At 77.3% G+C, this 1,641-nt stretch carries 1 protein-coding gene; it reads right to left on the reverse strand.

Annotated features, from left to right (window positions below; translation table 11 throughout):
* Positions 1-1,641 (reverse strand): helicase-related protein (locus tag MCM47_RS40370; protein WP_238951797.1); only part of this gene is annotated, 1,641 nt, incomplete at both ends.

Consider the following 1,641-nt stretch of genomic DNA (forward strand, 5'->3'; position numbering starts at 1 on the left):
CCAGGTCGTCGACCAGCAGCACGGGCCCGCCCGCGGCCGCCACCGCGGCCGCCAGCTCCGGGGGCAGCACGAGCGTGCCCGCCAGCGAGTGCAGCCGCTGGGCGCTGTTGCTGCGCGCGCCGTGCGGGGGCTGCCCGGTCGCGTACTCGATGCGCCCGAGCAGCGGCAGGCGGCCGATCTCGGCGATCCGGGCGCCGAGGCTGCCGACCAGCTGGGGCCGGGTGGACGAGGCCATGGTCACCACGCCGACCGGCCGGTCCAGCCGGGTGCCCTCGGCCGTTGCGGGCCCGGCCCAGCCGCCGGGGCCGCGCGCCCAGTCGGCCAGCACGGCCACCAGCGCGTCCACGGCCTCGCCGGGCACGGGCACGTCGGGGGCCTGCTCGGCCAGCAGGGCGCGCAGCCGGTTGCCCCAGCCGATGTCGGAGAGCCGGCCGAGGGCGCGCCCGGTCTCGGCCTGCTCGCCGACCGGGATGCGGCCCTTGAGCGGCACCCCGAGCGCGTCCATGCCGGTGGGCCAGAGCCGGCGCGGCTCGAAGCTCACGCCCGGTCGGCCGAGCGCAGCCCGGGCCGCCTCCAGGGCCTCGGTGGAGACCTCCGGGGTGTGCAGCGGCCCGGCGCAGTTGTCGCAGCGGCCGCAGGGCGCGGCCTGCTCGTCGTCGAGCTGCCGCCGCAGGAACTCCATCCGGCAGCCGGTGGCCGCCGCGTACTCGCGCATGGCCCGCTGCTCGGCCTCGCGGGAGGCGGCGACCTTGGCGTAGCGCGCGGTGTCGTACTCCCAGCTCTGCCCGGTGGCCGTCCAGCCGCCCTTGACCCGGCGGACGGCCCCGTCCACGTCGAGCACCTTGAGCATGGTCTCCAGCCGGGCGCGACGCAGATCCACCCGGGGCTCCAGCGCGGCCGTGGAGAGGGGCCGGCCGGCCTCGGCGAGCGCGTCGATGGTGCGGCGCACCTGCTCCTCCGGAGGGAAGGCCAGCGAGGCGAAGTAGCGCCAGATCGCCTCGTCCTCCCGCCCGGGGAGCAGCAGGACCTCGGCCCGGTCGACACCGCGCCCCGCCCGGCCCACCTGCTGGTAGTAGGCGATCGGCGAGCTGGGCGAGCCCAGGTGGACCACGAAGCCGAGGTCGGGCTTGTCGAAGCCCATGCCGAGCGCGGACGTCGCGACCAGCGCCTTGACCCGGTTGGCCAGCAGGTCGGCCTCGGCCGTCCGGCGCTCGGCGTCCTCGGTGCGGCCGGAGTAGGAGGCCACCGCGAAGCCGCGCTCGCGCAGGAAGGCCGTCACCTCGTCGGCCGCGGCGACCGTCAGGGTGTAGACGATGCCGGAGCCGGGCAGCCGGTCGAGGTGGTCGGCCAGCCACGCCAGCCGATGGGCCGGATCGGGCAGGCCGAGGACGCCGAGGGTGAGGCTCTCGCGGTCCAGCGGGCCGCGCAGCACCAGGGCGCGTTCGTCGGTGCCGCCGGTGCCGAGCTGCTCGGCGACGTCGGCGGTGACCCGGGCGTTCGCCGTGGCGGTGGTGGCGAGCACCGGGACGCCCGGCGAGAGGTCGGCGAGCATGGTCCGCAGCCGGCGGTAGTCGGGGCGGAAGTCGTGGCCCCAGTCCGAGATGCAGTGGGCCTCGTCGACCACCAGCAGGCCGGTGGAGG

It is taken from the genome of Kitasatospora sp. A2-31, assembly GCF_022288725.1.
Lineage (GTDB): Bacteria > Actinomycetota > Actinomycetes > Streptomycetales > Streptomycetaceae > Kitasatospora.